Source organism: Flavobacterium sp. LC2016-13 (assembly GCF_009707955.1).
Taxonomy (GTDB): domain Bacteria; phylum Bacteroidota; class Bacteroidia; order Flavobacteriales; family Flavobacteriaceae; genus Flavobacterium.
Genome location: NZ_WMDQ01000011.1, coordinates 67,383 through 87,808 on the forward strand (window position 1 = coordinate 67,383; position 20,426 = coordinate 87,808).

At 34.0% G+C, this 20,426-nt stretch carries 3 protein-coding genes; all 3 read right to left on the bottom strand.

What is annotated here, in order from left to right:
- Nucleotides 1–54 precede the first annotated feature (54 nt).
- From GKZ86_RS20035 to GKZ86_RS20045, 3 genes are read right to left on the bottom strand one after another with little or no spacing between them, the layout of a single operon-like run.
- The gene (locus GKZ86_RS20035) at nucleotides 55–864 is read right to left on the bottom strand and encodes a sterol desaturase family protein (RefSeq protein ID WP_154784831.1); all 810 of its coding nucleotides are present in this window, start codon (nucleotides 862–864) and stop codon (nucleotides 55–57) included.
- Between the two features lie 23 nt (nucleotides 865–887).
- On the bottom strand, nucleotides 888–7,517 hold the full coding sequence (locus tag GKZ86_RS20040; protein WP_154784832.1) for an alpha/beta fold hydrolase: 6,630 nt from the start codon (nucleotides 7,515–7,517) through the stop codon (nucleotides 888–890).
- A gap of 7 nt (nucleotides 7,518–7,524) precedes the next feature.
- Nucleotides 7,525–20,424, bottom strand: coding sequence for an SDR family NAD(P)-dependent oxidoreductase (locus tag GKZ86_RS20045; RefSeq protein WP_194632607.1), 12,900 nt, complete (start codon nucleotides 20,422–20,424; stop codon nucleotides 7,525–7,527).
- Between the last annotated feature and the right edge of the window lie 2 nt (nucleotides 20,425–20,426).

The window sequence follows — 20,426 nt, forward strand, 5'->3', positions numbered from 1 at the left end:
TTATCTCTTTTAAAGACACTGGTTCTTGCAGTCTTTTTCTCCTAGTCTATTCGTTTATTTTGTTGTTTTCTCCTCTTCATGAGGATCTTCTACAGATGTTCTACTCACTACTTTTTCATATTCTATATCATAATCTTTATGCACAGTTTGACAAATCCTATCCCATATATTTGTATAAAGCCCATAGTTAACATGTTTTCCAGAATGGTGCATATTATGAAACGTCTCTGTGTTGATCCATTTTAAAAATATACTTTTGTTGAACCCTGGACCAAAGAATTCAAATCCACAATGTCCATAGATAGCATTAAACATTATTATCAGAGTAAAGACTACAAAAGCACTCATATGCGCAGGTATGATAAAGATCATTGGAGCAACCACACCTCCGCTAAGTAACATTTCTACAGGGTGCATGCAAAACGATGACCAAGGAGTAGGATTATGAGAAGAATGATGGATTTTGTGAACGTTCCACATAAATTTAGTATGCAACAATCGATGTACAAAGTAAAAATAGATATCATGTATAAACATCATAATGATTATACTAAAAACAAAATAGAGCCATCCATAATCGGAAATATTTTCATATATTTTTGTATATCCATTTTTGTAAAAATAATACACAATTGTCCCAACAAAACCCATTACTAATGCACTTGAAATCGACCACTTAAATTCATATTTTATTTGCTCCTTTTCTGGAAAATTTAACTGATTCTTTCTTTTAAGATATTTCCCTTTTTTCCACACATACAAAAACTTATACATAAGACCCGCTATAAACATATAACGAATCCAGAATGATAAAAATACAATCAGTGGCATTAGAAGCCATTGATATTTAAAAAATAATTCCATGTTGATATTGATTGTTTAAAATATTAATTATTAATAAAATCTAAAATTTTTGCGTTAAAATGTTCACTTTCGGTAATAAAAGGGAAGTGACCTGAATGGGTAAAACTCAAAAAATCAGCATTATCAATATTCTGATAAAGATTTAGGTTTTCTTCCATTGGGATCATACTATCGTATTTTGAACCTGTAATTAATGTAGGTAATTTTATTTCATCTAATTGATTCGAGTTATCAAAATCAAGAAAAGCTTTACCATATGCTATTTTACCTTTAGTGTCTAGTATTTGACTATTTTGCACCAACTCCAACGCGTACTCTCTTATAGGTAAAAAATTCCCATCTGACACGTGTAAATCTTCAAGGTCTTTCCTAAAATTTAACAAATTACTTTCTTCGCTCCAGATATTGGCTCCCTTAATATTCGCAGAACTATTAACCAATACCTGCTTCTTAAACAACTTTGGATATTTACCTGTAAGAATTTGAGCTATCATTCCCCCCATTGACCAACCAATAACATTTACTTCAGAATATCCATGCTGCTCAAGACCCGATTTAATTTGTTCCGCTATCCCGAAAAAAGATATCTTTTGAGTAGTTGAAACAAAAAGCGGTAACTGAACAAACAAACATTGATTATTCTTTGAAAAAAGTTGTAATTGCTTTTCCCAAATCTTCGCTGACATGCCAAAACCTGACAAGAAAAGGATAGGATTACCTTTACCTTTTATAAATACTTCAATATCACCATTTGGGCCATTAAAAATTATTTTTTTCATTTCTTTGAAAAACTTATCATTTTTAACATTATACCCCTTTATTATTTGAGGATTAACCTTTTCTTTATTTGGCTTTGAAACTTCTATTGCGGGCATTGAAATATTCTCAAATTGAATATCATTATCAACTAAATATTCTCCAATTGCCTTAATGGTTGGATAATCAAAAAGTATTGTTGGAGATAATTTATTCCCGAATGTTTTGAGCATAATTTCAATCAATTGCATTCCCACTACTGAATCCAAACCTAAATCAGCAAATTCCATCTCGTCATCAATTTCTTCTATTTCGATTTTCAGAATGTCTGCAATAATTCTTTTTAGCTGAAGAGTTAGTTCTCCGACCTCTTGCTTTTTGTCATATACAATAGTTTTTTCAACTTTTTCATTTGCTTCTACGCCGAATTTATGCGTACGATTTAATATAGCCTCTAACTTCACAGTATTGCCAGTTGCCACAACTACCTGATGATGAACTGATTTCAAAAGATCGTCAAAAGCAGAAATACCATCTATATTATCCAAAGCTTTCTGACCAAGCAAATTGAATAACAATTGTTCTCCTGTTTGCGAAATCTTCATACCTCCATCTTTCCAATAAGGCCAATTAATAGAAATGGTATGACCATATCGTTTTCCCTGCTCAACTAATTTATTACGATTAGTTGCCTTTACATTCAGGTAAGCATTTGCTGCAGAATAAACCGTTTGTCCTACATTTCCAACAACTGCTGCTAAAGATGAAAATAGAACTATAAAATCTAGAGGCTGACTTTTAAACGCATTGTCCAACAATTCAAATCCCTTAATTTTAGGTGTCAATACCATCAACTCTTCCTCAACAGATAATTGATTAAATGGCTTATCATAATTACTGCCTGCACAATGAATAATTCCACTAATCTCAAAGCCTTCAAGGCCTTTCCCTAGATTTTGAACATCTTCATCTGATGAAATGTCACATTTTCGATAATCCAACAATCCTTCTTTAACACTCGAATATAAACTATCTAAATCTTCCACAGACACATCCTTTCTTCCAACAACAATAACCTTGGCATTCTTCTCTAACAGATGATTTATAATTGTTCTACCTATTGCACCCGTGCCACCAGTCACTAGATAGATCTTTCCGGCTTGAATTCCAATAGTTATCTGTTCAGAAACAACCGAAGTGTTCCAAGACGGAGTTAGTCGCTGATTTTTATCGTATAATACCATATCTCCATTTTCAAAGAGTTCTTGCAGCAATATCTTTATATACGTTTTTGAATCTGATTCATTAATGGTTACAGCTTTGAACTGAATTCTAGGTTCTTCTAGCTTGAGTGAATTGAAAAAGCCTGTAAAAAGTTCTAATAATTCATTGTTAAGAGTTCTCTGAGATTCATTAATCGAGGTAAACATGATATTTATTTTCCCCTTTGGCTTTTCTTGTAATATCCTTCTAATACGTGATGTCCAGTTTAAATAATAGGAAATTGCGTTTGTTTTTTCGCTTTCAGTCGGCAATAGATTAAATAGGCAGATAGCTTTATCCTGATTCCAATTTTTAATATTATCGGCATTAGAATCGATGATATCATAATTCAATTCTTTACTAGCCTGCCAAAATAAAGGATCTCCGTAAAAATAAAGTTTATTATCTGGCAATGTAAATTCACGCGATGTTATAGGACTGAGTTTCCAAGTTGGAACAAAATACTGCAAATTAGACTCGACCACCTCTTCAGTGACTTTAGGAGTATCTAAACTAAAATTTACTACAGTAAACTTTGTTATTTCTACAACACATTCACCCTCCTCATTTAATAAAAATATATTGAAAGATCTATGTACTTCTGAAGGGCGGCTGTTTTTCGCCAATTGAACATAAGAATACATGTTTTTGGTCAACTCTCCTTTGATTTCAACGCTTTCCATAGAAAATGGTAGTCCGATAAACTGATCGTTCTGCTGATTTATTCCAATGACAGAGTGTAAAGCACTGTCTAACAAAGTAGGATGCAATTTGAATTCACTAAATTTCAGTCCATCTAATTTCGGCAACTTAATGATGGATATTGCTTCTTTATCATTTCCCCTGAGTTCCAAGACCCCTTGCATACTTTCACCTAAGCACAAACCTGCATTTGCAAATTTAGAATAAAGTTCCTCCTTTTTATTTACCAAATCTGTTCTATCTAATATCTCCTGTACATTAAATCTTTTGTTTTCCTTCAGATTAAAAGAATAGTCAAGGACGACATTTCCTATTGCATGAATTTCAACTATATTGTTATTGTTCGATTGTAGTTTCAAACTTATAGTACTATCATCAATTGAATTTATTTCTACCTCAATAACTTTTAAAGGGGTATCAACTTTGAGTGGCGACTTCCAAATAATATTAGTCAATTTATGGACAGAACTCTCGGAAGCCAATGCGGCAGCTGCCCTAAACATTTCTAGAATTGCAACACCAGGAAGAATAGAAACATTATTAATAATATGATCTCGTAAGTAGAACTCTCTATTAGAAAACATCTTACTAAAACTAATTTTCTTAAGAGAAGATTCATTCTCGTCTAATAACGGATGCAACGAATTTAATACTGATTTACTACCAGCTTGCATTTCTATTCCCTGAGGCAGGTCATACCAATGTCTTTTCCTATCAAAGCCGTACGTTGGCAACGACAATATTTTAGGTCGAGATGAATATAGTTTCTCCCATGCCACAGTAGTACCGGCCAACCAAAGTTTAAGGAGTTTATCATTTTTACCTGTTCGAAGTAATTGATCAATGTATGCTATATCATCGACATCAGTATTGGTAATGATTGGGCTTTCATTTTTGCTTAATTCATTTTGATATACTCCTTTTCCTTTTTCAATAAATGTCGTCAACTTCTCTATTACTTGTTCAGCCGAAACAGCTGTAAAAGCTATTCTATGTGGCATAGATTCTCTACCTATCTGTAAAGTATAGGCTATTGCTGTTAATTGTCTCTGGTCAATATTATTAACATTAAAGTATCCTATCAACTGATTAACATTATTTAACAAAGAGTTTTTATTTTGTGCCGAAATCAATATTACTACCTTATCAGCAACCGGTTCATGTATTTTTTGAAACTCAAAATCTTCTAAAACAGCATGAGCATATGAACCACCAAAACCAAAAGAACTCACTCCTGCTCTTCGAACTCCTGCAATAGGATTCCAAGGTAAGGCTTCCTTATTAATTTTAAGTGCCGTTTTGTCTAGTTGAATGAATGAATTGAGTTTTGTGAAATTTGCTAAAGGAGGAATCGTTTTGTTTTTCATAGACATTACAACCTTTAACATTCCCGAGATACCAGCAGAACCTTCAGTATGACCTATGTTTGCCTTAGCCGACCCTACATAACAAAAAGACTCTGCTGTTGTATGTTCCTTAAAAGCAATCTTTAAGCCATCCATTTCGATTGGATCACCAAGTTTAGTTCCTGTACCATGAGCTTCGATATAACTCACTGTTTTAGGATCAATTCCTGCATCATCCCAAGCACTTTTAATAACCTCCGCTTCCTTATTCGGACTCGGTGCAGTTATTGTATTTGTATATCCCCCATGCCCAGTGGCAACACCTTTGATCACTGCATGGATATTGTCACCATCCTCAATGGCTCTTTTTAGAGGTTTAAGCAGCATAACAGATACCGATTCACCGGGAACATAGCCATCTGCTTGATCATCAAACGTAGTTGTTAATCCCTTTTTAGAAAGAACTCCTAATTTACTAAAATACACATAATGATCGGGAGATAACAGTAGATTAGTTCCTGCTACAAATGCCATTTCACAATCTCCTGCCTGTATTGCGCGACAAGCAGAGTACAAAGCAACTAATGATGATGAACAAGCGGTATCAATTGGGTAACTTGGTCCGGATATGTTAAAGAAAAACGAAGCTCGATTTGGAAACATTGTCATAGAGTTTCCAGTTCCATCATAAGGATGAATGATTTTACCAACGGCTTTGGCATTATCTGAATAATCATGTGAACAGATTCCAACAAAAACACCGGTTTTTGTTTTACGTAACTTATTTATTATCCCAGCATCTTCAGTTGTAGCATACATTTCTTCAAGCAATATTCTCAATTGAGGATCCATTAATTCCGCTTCATGCGGAGAAATATTAAAGAATCCAGCATCAAACTTGTCAATATTATTTAAAAAACCACCCCACTTACAGTTTATTTTACGCTCTTCCATTGAACAATTAACATCATACCAAGGTCTGTAATCAAAATGAGAAACGGGTATTTCACCTGTAAGCGATTCTCCTTTGCTTACAGCATCCCAAAACTCATCGAGAGTATCTGACTTAGGCAGTTTAGCAGACATTCCAATTATTGCAATGTCTGAAGTTTTATAATCTCTTCCATTGTATTGAAAAAAATCATTTTCTTTCGTACTCTTATAAATGGAAGGGGGTATATTTTCATTCTTTATGGATGATTCAATTATCTTCTCTTTTATGATTGAATGTTCCTGATTTTGAACTACGCGGGTTTCATCAGAAACTCGAGACATCAAATTAAAGTACTCTTGAAAACCTGAGCGATATTCTTCTAAAAAATACTCTGAAAGTTCCTTTACATTTTGATATTCAAAAAACAAAGTCGGATAGAGTTCAATCTTTAATTCATCTTCGAGAATCTTAGATATTCCAATTAAATTCTTTGAATCTGCTCCAATCTCCATAAAGTTCTTTTCCAAAATTTGATCTAAATCTAGATCAAGACCAGTTGCTAAACCAATTTTTGTTACAATAAACTCTTGAATCATATCAAGTAATTCTGCTTCACTAAAATCATTCTTTTGTCTATTAACATTTGATGGTGTTAGATCTGTAATCTCTGTATTTATTGTTGAAGTCATAATTGGATCTTTATAAACCTTACTTATCATTACATCATTCCCACTCAGCTCGGATTTAGTAAAATCTGCCTTCGAATCTTCGCGTACTGAAACCTTTTTTGAGGTAAAACCCCAACAACTTATAACAATTTCTGTATCATTATAAATATCAAAATCCATGATTTGAATTTCATTATTATACTTTTGTACTGATGTCTTACAATAATATCTTGTTGCATTTTTTGCTCCTTTAAAAACAACTATTTTCTTAATGAACAATGGAACATATCCGGGTTCTAGATCTGCAGTAGCAATCAAAAAAGCACTATCTAACACACTAGGGTGTAAATAGTAATCATTCAATTCGCTTACGATTTCGTCATCCAAATTAATGACTCCCTGATGATTATCCTCTGAAATTATATATGACGTAACACTTTGTAGACCTTTTCCATAAACTACATCCACTTTTAGTTGTTTCTCATAGAGTGCTTGTCCATTTATTGTTTTATTTGTCTGTACAATTGAAAAAATATTTGGATCAATAGCAGCTTTGACAATGTCAGTCTGAAAATTAAACTTACCGCTACTAGCCATAAAAGGTGGCTTTTGCTCACCGATTCTACAGATTGTACTTATTGTTTCTTTTTCAGTTTGAACCTCAATAGAGCCTGTTTCACCTTCTTTTAAAATAAATGGCTCAATCAGATTAAACTTCTCAAACTGCAATGACATTTCATCTCCCGATGAATTATTAATTAAATAATTAATCATAAGAGAGAGATGTGTCACACCCATCATCACATGAGCCCCTCCTAGTGTATGATTTCTTAAAATAGAATCGTTAAAAGCATAGTTAATCTTAACCGGATATTTTATTTTGAGTGCTTGATCTTTCTTAATTTGCTTCAAGATTTGAAGCGCATCACTATCGTTAATACTTTGCGATGTTATATCCTTTAAAAGGGCCGTAAGGTCTTTCATCTTTCTATTAGTTTAAATTTTTTATCAGTTTTTCCGCTTCCTCGATCGATATATCTCCTTTTCTAAGACCCGCAAAAATATCTAGTAATTCATATTCAGCAACAGGTAAAATTTCTTTACCCAAACAATATCTACTCCTATTGAATTTCCTATTCTTTATAGGGAGTCTTTTAGCAGAGTTACCAAGATAATCTTGCACTATCATGTGACAATTAGTCCCTCCAAAACCAAAAGAAGATATTGCAGCCAATCGTTCTCCTGCTGACTGAGTCCAATTTGTTACACTTGTTACTGGAAAAAATGGCGACTTATCAAATTTAAATCTTGGATGAGGATTATCGCAATTTAATGTTGGCGGAATTTTTCCTTTATTTAATGATAAAACAACTTTAATAAATCCACAAACTCCCGCAGCTGTCAACATATGTCCTACATTTGTCTTAACAGATCCTGTCGCGCAAAACCCTTCTTTATCCACAAACTCCCGATAAACCTGCGTAGCAGCTTGTATTTCAATAGGATCTCCAAGTAAGGTCCCTGTTCCATGAGCTTCTAAATAACCAATATTTTCCACATTGACATTTGCTTCATTAATTGCAGCTTTAATAACTTCCTTTTGAGCATCTCTATTTGGCGTTGTTACTCCCATAGTTCTTCCATCATTATTTACGGCACTACCTCTTATAATTGCTAATATTTGATCACCATCTCGAACTGCCTTTTCATAATCTTTAAGGAAAACCAACCCACCCCCTTCTCCCAGGGTAAATCCATCGGCTGATTGGTCAAAAACCTTAACCCGTCCGTCTTTTGACAACACTTCAGCACCAGAGAATCCTTTATGGGCATGATCGTCAAGAAGTAATGATATTCCGCCTGCCATTGCAAATTCGCATTTACCATCTCGAATAGATTCCACTGCCTGATGAATCGCGACCAATGATGAAGAACAGGCAGTATCAATTGTTCCTGAATATCCTTTAAAATTATAAAAGTTAGAAATGCGGGCAGCCATCATGTTTTGAATATTACTGACGATAGAATACTTTAACAATTCTTTGGTAATCTCCCCCTCGTGAATCCCAATATAATTGCTTGAGGTCCCTCCTAAAAATACCGCTGTTTTTGATCCATCCAGTTCTTCTTTTCTATAACCCGCATTGTCTATTAATTCTTGACTCAGTTCCAGCAATATCCTTTGCTGTGGATCCATAACCAAGGCTTCCTGATCAGTGATATTAAAATGCGACGCATCAAATGCATCATAATTATCAATGAAAGCACCAAATTGCTGTTCATTTTCAGATAAACTTTCACTATTTACTTCCCATCTGCTTTTAGGTATAGTTCCAATAGATGAAACTCCATTTACCAGTCTTTCCCAAAACTCATCCGTAGTATCAGAACCCGGAAAACGACAGGCCATACCAATAACAGCCACGCGTGAAGTTTCTTCTTTTTTGCCATCACGTTCTTCTTTAAAATTTTCCTTTTGTGGAAAACCATCTTTAATTTCAGTTATTACCTCAACTTGATTTTGGCTTTTATTTTCAGTAAAACCATCCTTTAATTCTGACTGTTCCATTAGCAATTCATCTTGATGGTTCTGTAATAGAAATTCGGATATCCCATGGATAGTAGAATTATCAACTAGCAAATTAGGATCAATCACAATGCCCAAACTACTCTCTATTTTACCTAAGGTACGCATCATCAGAATCGAATCCATACCAAAATCGACTACATTAACCTGAGAATCAAGTTCATCTGAAGAAATCTTTAAAGTTTCAGCCAAACATGATGTCACAATTTCAATCATCCTCTCTAGAGAGTATTTTTCGTTAACTTCTGCCTTTTGATCTGACAATTGATTCTTGTCAACAGACTCAATACCATTAAGCATAGCAAATATCTTATCATCATTTCCAATAGCTACTACTGATTGAAGATTATTGGAATTAAGAATGTTATCAAAATAGGCTATCCCAAGTGAAGTTGTCAATTCTTCAAGACCTTGCTTTTGCATAATAGCTAAATACTCTGCTTCCAATTGCATGCCTCCCTCTTTCCAATAAGGCCAGTTGATAGAAATGGATTTTCCGTTTCGTTGATCTTGCTTATGCATAACGTCTCTGTAATGCTGATATGAATCCATAAAACAATTGGCTGCTGCATAATCTCCCTGACCAACATTTCCCATTACTCCTGCCAGAGATGAGAAGGTGATAAAAAACTTCAATTCATCATTTATGGTTAATTCATCCAAATTAATAGTTCCGTTAATTTTTGGTAAAAGAACTCTATTAAAACTTTCTAATTTTTTTTGAATTAGAAAATGATCTTCGACAATTCCTGCGGCATGAATAATCCCATGAATACCTCCGTAATCTCGAATATTATTCAAACACACCTTCAATTCCGCCCTATTGTTGACATCACAGGAAAGATATCTTACAGAACTGTCATGATTCTCAATAATTTCAAGTTGGGATATCTCCGTTTCATTAAGTGTTCTTCTGCCAATTGCAAAAACATTTACCTGATACTGTTTAATCAAATGCTCAGCCAATAATTTACCAACTCCAGAATGACCTCCAACAATTATAATATTATTGCCTTTTTCCAGTTCATTGTATTTTTTACCCGATAAAACAGATCGCTCAAAATGACGCAAATAGCGCTTGCCCTTTTCTAATTTCACATTAAATTTAACGACATTATTTTTTTCATAATGAAGAGTACTTAACAAGTCAGGTAATGGATAAAGATGATCAAATTCAACCACCATTAGTTTTCCTTTGGGGCTTTCCTTAGTAAAAGATTTAGCTAGCGCATTAGCACATTGATTATAGTGGTTTTTTGAACTGGTAGTATAACAATAGAAAAAGGGTATGTTTTTGATTTTATTATGTTTTAGTACAGCCTGATATCCCAAAAACAGACTACGCACCCCAATATTCAGAAGATCATCATTTTCAATGATAGTATCTTTAACATACAAATAATTCCACAAATGGATGATCTGGTTTATCTTTATATCTTGCTGTTCTAAATCACTAAATAATTTAGAATAATCAGCTGGCTCAGCTGGATTAATAATAACCTCATGTTTTGATTTCCACAAGAATTCTTTACCATATACTACCGTAATAATATCACCCCGATCTTTAATTGGTTGTAAATAATCTTCAGAATTACAGAAAATCAAGCTATTTGATAAGCTCAAAGAGGACATGTCATTTAACCTGAAAGCTTCATCGCAGTGCCACTTGGGTATATAAATCTGGTTTAATTTCTCCTCTTCTGGCACGGTAATAATCGATTGTACAGATTTAGGATCAAATGCTCTTACGACAAACTCATTAAATCTTGCCAAATGTTTTCCAAACACATCAAAAATGTCAATATCAAAGCAAAAGATCAGATCATCATTTCTATATTTTTCAGTCAGTACTTTTGCATGGACATAACACTCGCGTGTTAAGTTTGCATAACATTCAAAAGATTTAAATGAAAATGGTAAAAACATTTTGTGATCTTCGGCACTTAAGTTGACTCCCATTATAGTCTGTAAGGCTCCGTCAAGAATAGTATGATTAAAACCAGTTACGGCATCACTTGATTCGCCATCTATGGATATAAAACTTAATGCTTCTAGATTTCCACAATTAATTTTTTGAATTCCCCGAAAAGATTTTCCATAAACTAGAGACACTGAGCCATAGAGTTCATATACTTCCTTCCCTTGAACTACTTTAGGACAACGTGCTATTATGGAATTCAAATCAACCAATGTAACATTCGGTTTTTCTTTAACTTGTGATCTCAATACCAATTTCCCCATTGCATGTAATTGGTTAACGCCATCAGACTCTGAACTTACCTCAACATCAAAACGGTCTTTACCCGGCTTGATATCAACCCGAATTTCACCTAATTGCTCATGATAAACAATCGGAGAAGCTAGAATAAAATTATTAATCTTCACCACAGGATCATTGGCGTAAATTGCCTTCATCGTCTGACGGAACATCTCAAGATAAACAACTCCTGGTAAAATCATTTGCCCTGAGACATTGTGATCTTTCAGAATGTTTTCATGACCTGAAAATTGTTTTGTAAAACTAAATTTTTCAAGGTCCGAATGGTTAGAATCCCATAATTCAGCCCTGTTGTCTGTTATCTTAACATTTTCAATAAGAGGATCAACCTGCTTTAACCAATACCTATCTTTTCTAAACAACTGACCAGGCAAATGTACTTTCAAATATTTCTGTTCAGAATAAAGTTCATTCCAATTAACATCTCCACCTTTTATCCAATATTCTGCAATCTCTTTAATATTATTATTACTTATTGGTTTCTCAAAAAGCGCTAAATCATCCTGTTCCGTTTTGTTTTTTTGTAAAAATATATCAGTGCTGTCTTTATTCCCTTTTGAATATTCCGTTAAGGCTTTTTGCAATTGGGTTAAACTACTTACATTAAAACAAACTCTATTCCTGTGGTGAACACGTCCGAGTTGTAATGTTCCTGCAATATTTTTCAAAGAATAGTGGGTTAAACTGCTTCGGTTGGATAAAAATCTGTTTAACTCAACCACTTTATCATCTAAATCATCTTTATCAGAAGAAAGAATAATCAAATGATTTATGGTAGAAGACTCTGATAATTCTTTGTTTTTGTACTCTTCTATGATAATATTGGCATTACTTCCTCCGGCTCCAAACGAACTTATTGTGGCTATTCTTGGCAGAGGTCTACCATCAAGATTTATTGGGTTCCAAGGACTACAAGATTGTTGCACGAAAAAGGGTGTTTCCTTAAATTCAATTTTAGGGTTCTCTTCTCTGAAATTAATACTCGGTACCAATGTTTTGTAATAAAACTGTAATAAAACTTTTGACAGCGAGGCTACTCCTGCAGCCGCTTCTAAATGACCAATATTAGACTTAACAGAACCAATTGCACAATACTGTTTTTTGTATTGATTTTGTTCAAATGCTTTGGTTAAAGCTCTCACTTCTATCGGATCACCAAGTTTCGTTCCAGTTCCATGTGCTTCAACGTATGAGATTTCCTGGGGTTTCACCCCGCTACTTTTTAGGTTTTTAGCAATCAGTTCTGATTGCCTCGCGATATCAGGTACTGTAAATCCTGCTGATTTCCCTCCGGAATTTATCACTGATCCTTTAATAGTTCCATAAATAAAGTCACCGTCTGCTATTGCTTGTTTTTTTTGTTTTAGTAACACACTACCCACTCCTTCTCCATCAACAAAACCATCAGCATCTTTATCAAAGGTTTTACATTCGCCATTGCTGGCCAACATGTTGAATTGACTGTACTGAATGTATCGAGATGGATGAATAATCAGATTAACACCGCCGACTATAGCAGAATTACACTCTTTATCCAGAATACTTCTACAAGCTAGATGTAAAGCAGTCAAAGAAGAAGAACAGGCCGTATCAATGGCTATACTAGGACCATGAAAATCAAAGAAATGAGATACTCGATTTGCTATCGCCCAATACCCACAATTTGGTAATGATATATTTCCTTTCATCATTTCCTCAGCTCCCAACAATTGGTACTGACTAGACATCACACCAACAAAAACACCGACATTTTGTCCAATTGAATCTGCAGTATAACCAGCATTTTCCATTAAGGTCCATGCATTCTCTAGAAATAATCTAATTTGGGGATCTGTAAGTTCAGCTTCGAAGGGAGACATTTTAAAAAACTGAGCATCAAATTTATCAATGTCTTTAATAAAACCACCCCACTTACTATAACTTGTTGTTTCTTTTTTGGGATCTGAATCAAAATGATCAGCTATATTCCATCGATCTTTTGGAATCTCCTCAATACAATTCTTACCTTTTTTTAGATTCTCCCAAAACTCGTCTAAATTCTCCGCCTGTGGATATTTCCCAGCCATACCAATTATTGCAATCTCATTCTCTTCATTATCAGAAAAAAATGAATCTTTTTGTAATTCAGGACTATCTAATCGCTCAAATATAATTTTCTTATTTACAGACTTAAAAACTTCTTTTTCGTCATCATTTAGCAGTACCGAAGAATAATTAACCTCTTCTTCTAAAGAACCTAACTCCATAATAAAGTCAGGAAACTCCTTTAAAAAGAAAGAAGCTAATTGTTCTATATTGGTACATTCAAACAATATTACCGAATTTAATTTTGGAATATCTTTCTTTAAACGTTCTATTAATTCTTGTCCAGTAATAGAATCTACCCCGTATTCATCATAGCTTTTCACAATTGAAATCTGTTGTGCTGGTATCTGCAAAACTTCAGAGAAAATGCCCTTGATGTAATTAACTACCACGTTTTTTTTATCTGATATTTCTTGATTTTTTTGTGGTACTGTATTTTTCTTATGGTGAGATGGAGTAGGTAATTTATCAAAATTGAGAGATAAAATGGAACTATTTTCAGCCACCATAATTTGCATTGACTCACTTTGTCCTAAAAATTCACCTAAGCCATAATGCGCTGTATTGAAATATCCGGCTGAGATCAACATTTTAGACCAGAGAGGTATTGAAAGAACAGGTGAAAAAGGAAGACGATTTTCTTTATCTTGAAACTTCCACCATTCTTTTGTCAGCCCAAATGTAAAAGTATTAAAGGGGTTATTTTCTATCATTTCATTCAAAACCAGTATTCCATTTTTGGAAAGTAATCCACGAATATTCTGTAAAGAACTAAAAATTGAAGAAGTTGCATGAATTACATTACTTGCAATTACCAAATCGAAATGATTAGAATATTGTTCTCCAAAAGAGGACGGTTTTTCGATATCTAAAATATCGTATTTTATAAAATCGTAGTGCGCAAATGTTCTTTTCCCGTAATTGATAAATGATTTTGAAATATCAGTATAATGATATTCTACATTTAATCGACTTTCTTTTAAAAGTTCAAATACTGTTTTACTTGTACCTCCTGTACCAGCTCCAATTTCTAATATTTTGAACACGAAACCATCATTCTTTCGTTGAGCATGAAGGTTTAGCAAATCTATGGTAATTCTAGATACTAAAGTATTGTAATAGTCCATTATCCGATTACCTTGATAAATTTTGTTGACCGTCTCCATTGAACCATTTGGAAACAAGACCTCAGCATGACTAGTTGTACCATTAACAACATCTATAAAGTTCTTTATACAATTATCAAACAACTCAAAATAAGGCAAATACTCTCCTCCTCTTGCCAACAAATCTTGCTTAATTGATTCCTGCCTATTTTTCATAGGAGAATTAAGTATAGTACTTACTTCAAATTCATCTTCGTTAATTTTAACCAGATATTCCTCGTCAACTAATAATTCAAACGCAGAGCGTATGAGGGCTTCGTAGACAGGTAATACTTCTTGAGTATTCATAAATGAAAGGATAGAAATTACTTTGCCGTTTCGGTATTTACTAAATAGTCCTTCAATCGAAAGGACCACATAGTCACGAAAAAGTTCTTTACTTTGGATGTAATCCAAAATAGGAAAACCCTCATTTATAAATCGTAACGTTTCATCCTTGTTAACTTGATCTAATATTATAGATGTTTCATTGGATATTATTTGTAAAATATCTTTCAAATTTTCAGAAAGTTTTGCGATACATATTTTGGAATAAGAAGTACTTAATGCTGTTTCAAGAAACCTTATACCTTCCTTATTATCTATTCCCATAATACCGACAGCTTCAAGTAACTCCCTTTGATCCTTTCCTGCAACTATTCCGGTCTGTTCCCAAAACCCCCAATTAATAACTTTTACGGTACTCTTCTTCATAAATTTCCAGTACTCTGCAAAGCTATTTTCAAATACACATGCAGCAACATAGTTTGATTGTGTCTTACTTGCGATATCAGCATTTATGGATGAAAAATACAAAACGTTCTTAACATCAATATTTTCAGTAGCAAAATACATCGACCAACTCCCCATCACTTTAGGAGAGAAAGCTGTATTAAAACATACTTCCTCCATTTCCAATATTGGCTTATCATCTAGTCGAATAACGGAAAAGACTAATTCATTAATTACTTGAAGGTTCAATTTCTCAATAGCCAATCGGCATTCCTTCTCTAACGTAATATCTACTTGGATATATTTAGCAGTTGATCCTTTCGCTTTATACTTATCCAATTTCTTTTGCTTTTCAATGTCCATCTCTGAAGAGCCTAAAATAAAAAGATTCACATTGCTTTTGGAAACCAGCCATTCACAATACTTAGATCCTAATCCCCCCATACCGCCAACAATAACATAATTACCTTCTATTGCGATTTTAGTGGATGGATCAACTGTAATTGGAATATTTTGTAGTGCAATTTTCCGATATTGAAATAATATTTTATTTCGTACCGCATAATCTATGCATAACTTAGTTGCTTCTAATTTTTTAATATTCTCCAGAACGGTGTGATTTCCCTGTATCCATTCATTCTTGTCAAGATCCAGAAGACCTACTTTCAACCACGATATATCTTTAGGCAGTACTTTAGCTAAGCCTTTCATTGCTGAAAGATTAGGATTTAGGAAATTATCTTCTGTTATCGTATCTGCATTTAAAGTGAACAGATTAAGATTAACTAATTTTTTTTCTTTATTGCGCTCTGCAAGAGCTTTTATAAAACGCAATAATGAAAAAGTAGTCAATTCTTGTTGATCCTGTACTTTGGAAAGAGATTGCGGTATTTCATTGTTTTCTGCCAGCCAACAAATTTCGTCAAAGTGACCGTTTAGCTCCAAAAATGCTAGGAAATCATCCTGCTGTGATTTAACCTCATATGAATTTTCATAAACTCTATTTTCCGCTCCTACATATAGAAAAACCATATCCTCTGGTCTGGTTTGAAAACGTTTTTTTAATAGCGGTAAATTATCCGGATTGTTATATACCCAAAGTCCTTTCCCTTTCTCTCTGCTTTGTTCAAAGCCAACTTTACAAGGTAATTCTTTGATTGCTTTCCATGCATAAGTGTATCCAGGAAGAAAGTCCGTATCAAGATTAATCTTGTCAGATAAGAATAATTTATCAGCAAATTTAAGTGTAAGCTTCTCAATACTGAATACTAACTCAAATTGTGTATTGTAGGCTTTAAGTGTGATAAAGCATGATTTTCGATCTCTATCTATTTCGATTAATTCAACATGCACCCAACAACTTTTAGGTTGCTCTTTTAACCAACAAACATTTTCGAATTTATGAGGCAGCATAAAATTTAAAGCCTCGTTTGGGGTCTGTAGTCCACTAGTACACTGAATAATTGCATCCATCAAAAAAGGATTCCACAAATAGCCCTCTTCTAAAGTAGCTGCAGTTTCAGGTAAATTAACAAGCCCTAAAACTTCATTTTCACTACACCATAATTTAGAAATACCTCTAAAACTTTCTCCGTAACATATCTCTACAGCTTTAAAACGCTCATAGACCTCCTCATGTGTCATTGTAAATTTAGACCGCGATTTAATTGAATCCAAAGAAATTAACTCTTTAATGCTAGATGTATTTGTCCCAATTAAACAGGTTGCCAAAGTCTTATTACTATCAGTAATTTTTAATTCTGCCTTAATTTGATTTTCACCTTTCTCAACAACTACAGAAAGTTTAATGTGGTCTGAAACAACAAGCGGAGCCAATAGCAATAAATTATTTACTACTAATTGATCGCTATATTGAGGCAAAGCCGTACGAACCCCCTCTAAAATCAATTCCATTGTACCTACACCAGGTAAAACAAAAGTGTCTTTTACTAAATGTTCATTAACCAAAACTTGGTGTTTCGATAAAAAGATAAAAATCTCCTGAATATCGGCCTGCTTCGGTGAAAGTGCATACTTAATTTTTTTCTCTAGTTTGATCGCTGGCAAATCATACCAATAAGATTCTTTTAAAAACGCATAACCTGGTAAAGAAATTATCTGAGCCTTACCTTCATTAGAACTCCTTATTTGAGCAATATCAATGCCTGCTCCCCCAAGCCACAGCTCCACGAATTTTTCTTGGCTGGTATTTAGATCTATATCTGTTAGTAATACATCTTCATAATCAGAATCTTCAATTGAGCTACTAGCAACCTCAGAATCGTCTCCCTTTACATAGTTCGACAGAGCCCTTTTTAATTGTTCCATGCTACTAACTTTTATCACAAGTCGCTCTGAAAAAGATTCCCTACCGGTTAATAAACTGTATGCAATATTTGTCAATGTACAAGTATCCTTGTTCTCATTGAGTTCAATAAATTCAAGAATTTGCTGTACATTTCGAATTAAGCTGTCCTTGACCTTTGCAGAAATAAAAATAAGTTCTTCCCTATTTGATGAAGAATGAATGCGATCAATCGCAGGAGCTTCCTCTAAAACTACATGTGCATATGTACCACCAAATCCAAAAGAACTTACTCCTGCTATAAGTGGCTTATCAGATTGCCAGTTAGTATTCTCATTGTTTATTACAAAAGGAGAGTTTTTTATCTTTATATAAGGATTTAATCCCTCAAAGTTAGGCATGGCGGGAATAAACTTATTCTTAATACATAAGGTCGCCATTAATATACCTGAAATTCCCGCAGCCCCTTCGGTATGACCTATATTAGATTTAACTGAACCTATTCTACAAAAACCTTTCTGCTCTGTATTACTTCCAAAAGCCATTTTTAAAGCTTCAATTTCAATCGGATCACCTAATTTAGTTCCGGTTCCGTGAGCCTCTATATAACCTATTTGCTCAGGTAAAATATTGGCATTATTCCAAGCTTCTTTCAATACTAAAGCTTGAGTTTTTGCACTTGGAGCTGTTATTGAGTTTGTATATCCTCCATGCTTTACTGCACTCCCTTTGATTACTGAATGAATTGGATCGCCATCAGCAAGAGCCTTATCAAGAGGCTTTAACAGCACCGAAGCAATTCCTTCTCCAGGTGTATATCCATCAGCTCTACTATCGAAACTGTGACAACGCCCACTCTCGGATAATGCACCTATACTTGAGAAATATTTATAATGCCAAGCACTTAGTAATAGGTTTACACCTGAGACGAACGCCATTTCACAAGATCCATTTTGAATTGCTTTGCACGCTAAATCCAATGCAACAAGTGAGGATGAACAAGCAGTGTCTACTGTCAAACTTGGTCCCTTAAGATCAAAGTAGAAGGAAGGTCTATTTGCTAACATCGTTAAGGCATTCCCAATTCCATCAAATGGATCAATTTCTTTATTATGGAGTAAACTCTCTGTTTGATAATCATGAAAACAAACTCCCACATACATCCCTGTATTGGAACCACGAAGCTGACTTACCACACCTGCGTTTTCTGATGTGTGATATAGATTTTCCAACAAATGCCTCATTTGAGGATCCATCATTCGCGCTTCTCTTGGTGAAATATTGAAAAACAATGGATCGAATTTGTCAATATTATTTATGAAGCTACCATCTTTACAATATGACTTATCCTTTGCTTTCTTATCTGAACTGTAATGCTTATCAACACTCCAACGTGAAGGAGGAACTTCAGTTATCATGTCAGATTGATCGACAATATTCTTCCAAAATTCGTCGACATTATTTGACTTCGAAAATCTCCCCGCCATACCTATAATTGCTATGTCATTTGATCGAGGCTCCTGCTTTACTTCCAACTTTAAAGTTTCTGTTGATTCTACATTAGGAATGAAAGTTGGCTTAGCTTCCAATATCTCAATTTCTTTGACTTGCTCGTTTACAATAAATCCTATCTTTGATTCTGGAGAAAATTTATTCAAGAAGCTCTGTATGTCTTCCTTAAATTCCTCAACAAAAAAAGCGGCTAATTCACTAACATTTTGATATTCAAAAAATATTGTCGGATACAATTCAACTTTCAAATCTTCTTCTATCTCCTCGGTCAAATGAATTAAAGCTTCCGACTCAATACCAAGATCCATAAAATTGGTCTTAAGTAATTTATTTTCTGACAAGGAATTATCAGGAATTAGTCCCGTAATTTTGTCTACCAAATAGTCTCTTACTTTTTTAATTGAACCATCCCCTGCATTATCCAAGTTACTGCTCTTTACGCTGCTCTTTTCAATGATATCCTCCTGTACATTTTTTGTCGATTTAGAGGATGGATCAGCTATTTTCTTACAGCTAACTCCTTTTAAACAAATCACTTCTTCATGGTTGTCATCATATATTGAGATATCAAAGATGGCAATTTCATCATTGGCCTTTTTAAGTACCGATTTACTAAAACAATGATTAGAAGTCGCTTTAAAACAAATTATTTCACTTACAAAAAGAGGAATATATACATTTCTATTTTCAGAGGTTGAAAATGCTCCAAAAAAAGCACTAATAATCGCACCATCAATAAAGACCGGATTAACTTGTAAAGCTCCCGTGACTGGAAACTCAAAATCGTTAAACATTTCACAGTATGTGAAATCATTCTCAATGGTTACTCTCTCCACAGTTAACAATGGATCCTGATAAACAATACCGTTTTTATTAAAAATTGAGTATAGCTCAGATCCCTTATAAGTGAGGTTTGACTCCCAATCTATAAGAGATAACTTCTCAGGATTTATACCATTTATAGCCACACTAGTTTGGGCTGAAGCAATAGATCGCCAAACCCCCTGATCATTGATATCTGATTGTACATGAGTTTGTTTATCCTCAATTTTCAATCGAAGTTTTATTATTTCCTCTGCGTCCAAAATTACCCTCTCATGAAGCATAAATTTCTTCAATACAACTGGGAATTGGAAATTCTTTCGATACTCTTCTTCCAACAATAGAGCCAAATGTGTAACACCAATCAGAATTTTACTTCCATACACAACATGTCCATTAATCACTGGTGATTTGTGGTTGAGCATAA

Excerpts from the sequence above, each read along its gene's own strand:
- GKZ86_RS20040 (WP_154784832.1), bottom strand. The coding sequence starts at position 7,517 with ATGAAAGACCTTACGGCCCTTTTAAAGGATATAACATCGCAAAGTATT.
- GKZ86_RS20035 (WP_154784831.1), bottom strand. The coding sequence starts at position 864 with ATGGAATTATTTTTTAAATATCAATGGCTTCTAATGCCACTGATTGTA.
- GKZ86_RS20045 (WP_194632607.1), bottom strand. The coding sequence starts at position 20,424 with ATGCTCAACCACAAATCACCAGTGATTAATGGACATGTTGTGTATGGA.